Genomic DNA, 4727 nt, shown 5'->3' with positions numbered 1-4727 from the left:
CTTTTTTATTGGCTCAATGTCGCAGGCAAAACCGCTGGCCTAGCTCAAATCATGGAGCGCCTTGCCAAGGGGCGGCGTGAGGCGCAAGTCAGAGAAGCGCACCGCCAGCCCCTGCCGCTCCGGTGTGCAGCACATCACCCCGATAAAGCATCGTTCGCTTGGCGGGAACGGGGCGAGGCGCAGCAGCGGCCACACCTTGCCATCGGTGGAGTATTGCAGACGCAGGCAATCGGCCAGCCGGGTCAGCCGCAGCCAGAAGCGGCGCGGATTACCGGGGAAAATGCCGGTGGCCCAGTCAGAGCGCGGATTGGTCAGCACGCTGCCGATCATCGGCTGGGCATCGTTGTACTCGATCCCCGCTTTTAGCCAGTGCGCCTCGTCTTGCAGCAGCATCAGCCCCGCCTGATCGTAGAGGGTGGTGAACTCCCCCTCGACGCAGACCTGAAAGGTAAACTCACCCGCCACCTCGCAGCCATAGAGATGCCCGCTGTGGCGCTCGAAGCCATACCAGGTGCTACGCCAAAAATCGGTCTGCTGGTCCGTGACTACCTGCAAACCGTCGTTTGTCTGGTGCCATTCGGCGGGCTCATTGAGCCAGCGCCATTGTTGCCCTTCCATCATCCTGCTTTGCTCCCTTATCGCGCGTAATCCCGCAGAAATGGGGCTCGCCAACGCCTCGTCCGGTCACGACTGGTCATGGCTGCGCCTCTGCGGAACCCATAAAAGGAGTCAATAGTGTCGCTATTGCAGCCTCGATACAAGGCTTGTGCGTTGCGCCATCAGTGCGCCCCAAAAAGCGCGGGGGGCCTGATGGCCCCCCGCAAACACACCGGATGAGAAAATGCCTTACTTGGCGGCGCTATCCTTCACGCACTTCTGGACAAAGCTGTTCTTGGCCGCGCCAGCCAGCTTCTTGTCGGCCGCCGCCTTCTCGCACTTGGCCGCCGGATCCATCGCCGCGCCCGTCTTCACGCACTTCTGGATAAAGCTGTTCTTGGCTGCACCGGCCAGCTTCTTGTCAGCCGCCGCCTTCTCGCACTCGCCGGTCGCGGCGCCAGCGGCATCTTTCACGCACTTGCCGACAAAGCTGGTCTTGGCGGCGCCGTTAAGCTTTTTGGCCGCGGCCTGCGCCTCGCACTGCAACTGGGCTGCATCGTTGGCAAAGACCGGATTGGCCAGCAGCACGCTGCCGCAGAGCAGGCCGAACAGGATGGTACGCTTCATGGGTGATCTCCTCTCTATCTGGTGATGTGTTTGCATGGTCATATTTGCATGACGATGTGTTGCAAATGGCTGTGATTGCAACAGCTGATTGTTGCCGCAGATCCCCCGCCTCGCCAGCTTGGGAGCGGAGCAGAGGGCAACCATCGCCCGCACTATAACGCCGATTGGCAGAGCTGGATTGTCCCCGTAAAGCCTTCTCCAACAGCAAGCCTGCCCCCTACTTTCCCGCCAGCCCCAATAGAATCAAGGGTCATGGGAATCCGAAGCCCGACCTCTGCTGTTTTTTGAACCAGCGCAAAAAAACAATCATTACTGACAGTTACGCCACTTTTTGACTGGTATGGCCAGATTCGATTGGCTTAACATAGCCATCTGGTGCCTATTCATCTGTGATGGGCTACTGCCCTCGCTGGTTAATGGAGCATTTTGGAAGCTGTAATCCACGGGCGGTAGCGTGGGTTTTGCACAGTAATTGATGAAGTTTGTAGGTTGGCGCTGAGCGTAGCGGAGCTCAACAAACGGGAAATATGATTTTCAAAATAAGATAGGAATAGCGGTAATCGAAAATAAACTATCGAATTTTGTTTTCATGATAAACGTTCTGCTTCACTTTGTTCTGCACCATCCAACAATGGTTGACCCAACATACGTTAAGATGATTATCATTTTCCTATTTCAGGACATCCTCTCATTTAATAATGACTATCAATAATCCTAAAAATAGAAAATATAAATAACAATTCAAATAAGGATTTATATATGACTGCAAAAACTTGCTTTGTTGTAATGGCCATCGGAGAGCAATCTCTCGATGGAAGTACTATTTCTGCAGATAAACTAAGGAATAAGTATGATGATTTAATTAAAGAGGCTATTTTAAGAGCCCGCCCATCTCTAGAGGTTTCTAGAGCAGACGATATATCCCTCCCTGGAACAATAACAACCGATATCATAACTAGAATAATGCATTCAGACTATGTAGTTGTTGATGTAACCTATCCAAACCCCAATGTTTTTTATGAGCTTGGCCTGAGGCATGCATGTCGTGCAGGAACTATTATCATTAAGGACAAAGATGCACCTTCTGTTCCTTTTGACATAGCACACCTTAGATATATTGAGTATGAAAATACCCCATCAGGATTAAAAGGACTCGCAGAGCAATTAGCAAATTACTTTGCTCATTTAGATAAAGACCCAGAACGCCCAGATAATCATTTCCTTGAAATGGCGAAGTTAATTGGATATCCTTTCCCAGATTATAAAAAGGCCGAAGAAATACCACCTGAGATGGTGGCGATGCAAGGAATTCTCGAATCGCCAGAGCTTGTCGAGTTGATGATTCGCAAACAATCTGGTGAGGAAATAAATGAAGCAGAACTATTTAGGTTAATGCTTAACAATCCGAAAGTTGCTCAACCATTCATTAAGGCCATGGTTAAATCAGGCGATATTTCTTTTGGGCAAGATAAGCCCAAAAGCATCGGAAGTAAGAAAAGAAGGAAATAAAGTCCAAAACTTTTCAGCATAACACTATTGCAAGTTTATAAAATCCATCAATATAGGTAACTTTTATTCTGACAACTCAGCATCGATACAACTTACTTTGCCAGCAAGTTATGGGAGAACTGCGATAACCTTGTATCAAGCGAAAAAGCACATATCGAGCCCTAAGAACTATTTCACAGATTCATTGAACTTGCCAATTAATGGTACCGATGCCAAAGCACTCTGCGTACATAGTCTCTCTAACCTGTGATCCATTCAATCCCTATTCCAGCAACCAACTAGGAGTCGTAGGAAACTAACAGCAGCCCGAGCTGGATCACCTTTCATCATACAGAAAACAAAAATCCCCCATCACCGGGGGATTTTTATTTCTATCGATTATCACGACACAGCAGTTAGCCCACCAAAAATGCTCTTAACCGGGCAAACTCGGCTGGCAAGTTATGAGACAAGAGCGGCAATTCGGCGTGCTTGGCGAGCGGGCCGGGCAGCGGTACATCGAGATTGAGGATCTCGTCTACCGACTCCTTGAACTTGGCGGGATGAGCGGTGCAGAGGAACACCCCTACCTCATCCTCGGCCAGCTGTTCACCCAGCAGATCCCAGGCAATGGCGCCGTGGGGTTCACAGAGGTAATCCTGCTGGTGCAGCCGTTTCAGGGCATCGCGAGTCTGGGCATCGTCACGCATGCCGGAACCCAGGGTCTCCAGCGCCCAGCCCTTGCGACGGCAGAGCTCTTCCACTCGCGGCCAGTTGTTGGGGCGGCTGACATCCATGGCGTTCGACAGGGTGGCCACTGTCTGGTGCGGCTCCCACTGACCGGTTTTCAGGTAGCGCGGCACGGTATCGTTGGCGTTGGTGGCGGCGATAAAACGCTTCACCGGCAGCCCCAGCGCCTTGGCAATCAAGCCTGCGGTGAGGTTGCCAAAGTTGCCGGACGGCACGCTGATCACAGCCTTGGCGCGGGAGGCTTTCGGCAGCTGGGCCACCGCCTCGAAGTAGTAGCAAACCTGCGCCAGCAGACGGCTGATATTGATGGAGTTGGCGGAGTTGAGGCCAATGGCCTTTTTCAGCGCCTCGTCGTCAAAGGCCTGTTTTACCAGCGCCTGACAGGCATCGAAGTCGCCATCGATGGCGATGGTGCGGATATTGCCGCCGAGGGTGCAGAAGAGCTTCTCCTGCAAGGGGCTGATCTTGCCCTTGGGATAGAGGATCACCACTTCAATCCCCTCCAGCCCGTAAAAGGCGTGGGCCACGGCGGCGCCGGTGTCGCCGGAGGTGGCGGTGAGGATAGTGATCTTGTCGTTGGTTCTGAACGCCGCGAGACACTGGGCCATAAAGCGGCCGCCGAAATCCTTGAATGCCAGGGTCGGGCCGTGGAACAGCTCGAGGGCATAGGTGCCGTCTTTGAGTTTCACCAGCGGCGCCGGGAAGGTGAAGGCGGCGTTAATCAGCTCGCTCACTTTGGCTGCGGGCACTTCGTCCCCCAGCAGGTGGCTCAGGATGCGGGCAGAGCGTTCGGCCAGCGGCAGATCCAGCAGGGCATCCACATCGGCCAGCGGTTCGAGTTGTTCGGGGAAAAAGAGCCCCTGTTCGCGACCCAAGCCCTGGCGCACCGCCTGCGCGAAGCTCACCTGTTCGCTGTTGTCCTTGATGTTGTAGAGATTCATAGCTCGCTTCCTGTTACCCGTGCCCCGGCCATGTCCAGTTTGCAGACCCGGGCAAATCCATCTTCGTTCTGCACGAAATGTGCTTCCATCCAATCCTTCATCCGCTCGGCCTGCGCCAGATCCTTCATCACCACAAACACGGTGGGGCCGGAGCCGGAGATGCCGGTAGCCAGCGCCCCGTTCTGGGCCGCCTGCGCCCGCACCTCGGCAAAGCCTTCGATCAGCGCCGCGCGGTAGGGCTCGGCAATCACGTCTTTCAAGACGCTCGCCGCCAATCCCTCCTGTCCGGTATAGCTGGCGTGGACAAAGGCAGCCAGGCGACGA

Annotated in this window: 4 protein-coding genes and 1 pseudogene; 1 reads left to right on the top strand and 4 read right to left on the bottom strand. The window is 53.8% G+C overall.

Going from position 1 to position 4727, the window contains the following annotated elements; genetic code table 11:
- Positions 1–39: 39 nt before the first annotated feature.
- On the bottom strand, positions 40–621 hold the full coding sequence (locus AB5Y92_RS01705; RefSeq protein ID WP_368225293.1) for a DUF1349 domain-containing protein: 582 nt from the start codon (positions 619–621) through the stop codon (positions 40–42).
- Positions 622–846: 225 nt separating this feature from the next.
- Positions 847–1224 carry a hypothetical protein gene (locus AB5Y92_RS01700; RefSeq protein WP_181363641.1) on the bottom strand — a complete coding sequence of 126 codons (378 nt, stop codon included), beginning with the start codon at positions 1222–1224 and terminating at the stop codon, positions 847–849.
- A 759-nt stretch (positions 1225–1983) separates the two neighbouring features.
- On the opposite strand from AB5Y92_RS01700, the gene AB5Y92_RS01695 reads away from it, so the two are divergent.
- Positions 1984–2733, top strand: coding sequence for a hypothetical protein (locus AB5Y92_RS01695; protein WP_210403385.1), 750 nt, complete (start codon positions 1984–1986; stop codon positions 2731–2733).
- A gap of 395 nt (positions 2734–3128) precedes the next feature.
- Here AB5Y92_RS01695 and thrC read toward each other — a convergent pair whose 3' ends face one another.
- Together thrC and AB5Y92_RS01685 are read right to left on the bottom strand one after the other, a co-directional pair.
- Positions 3129–4403: a threonine synthase gene (thrC, locus tag AB5Y92_RS01690; RefSeq protein ID WP_368225290.1), complete on the bottom strand. Its 1275-nt coding sequence runs from the start codon at positions 4401–4403 to the stop codon at positions 3129–3131.
- Positions 4400–4727 (bottom strand): annotated as a pseudogene (locus AB5Y92_RS01685) (homoserine kinase); the annotation flags it as partial. The pseudogene AB5Y92_RS01685 and the gene thrC, both read right to left, overlap by 4 nt.

Source organism: Aeromonas sp. R1-1, assembly GCF_040908495.1.
Classification (GTDB): Bacteria; Pseudomonadota; Gammaproteobacteria; order Enterobacterales; family Aeromonadaceae; genus Aeromonas; species Aeromonas veronii.
This window is presented reverse-complemented; position numbering and strand designations above follow the sequence as displayed.

Coding starts and splice junctions, on each gene's coding strand:
- AB5Y92_RS01705 (WP_368225293.1), bottom strand. CDS start 621: ATGATGGAAGGGCAACAATGGCGCTGGCTCAATGAGCCCGCCGAATGG.
- AB5Y92_RS01700 (WP_181363641.1), bottom strand. CDS start 1,224: ATGAAGCGTACCATCCTGTTCGGCCTGCTCTGCGGCAGCGTGCTGCTG.
- AB5Y92_RS01695 (WP_210403385.1), top strand. CDS start 1,984: ATGACTGCAAAAACTTGCTTTGTTGTAATGGCCATCGGAGAGCAATCT.
- thrC (WP_368225290.1), bottom strand. CDS start 4,403: ATGAATCTCTACAACATCAAGGACAACAGCGAACAGGTGAGCTTCGCG.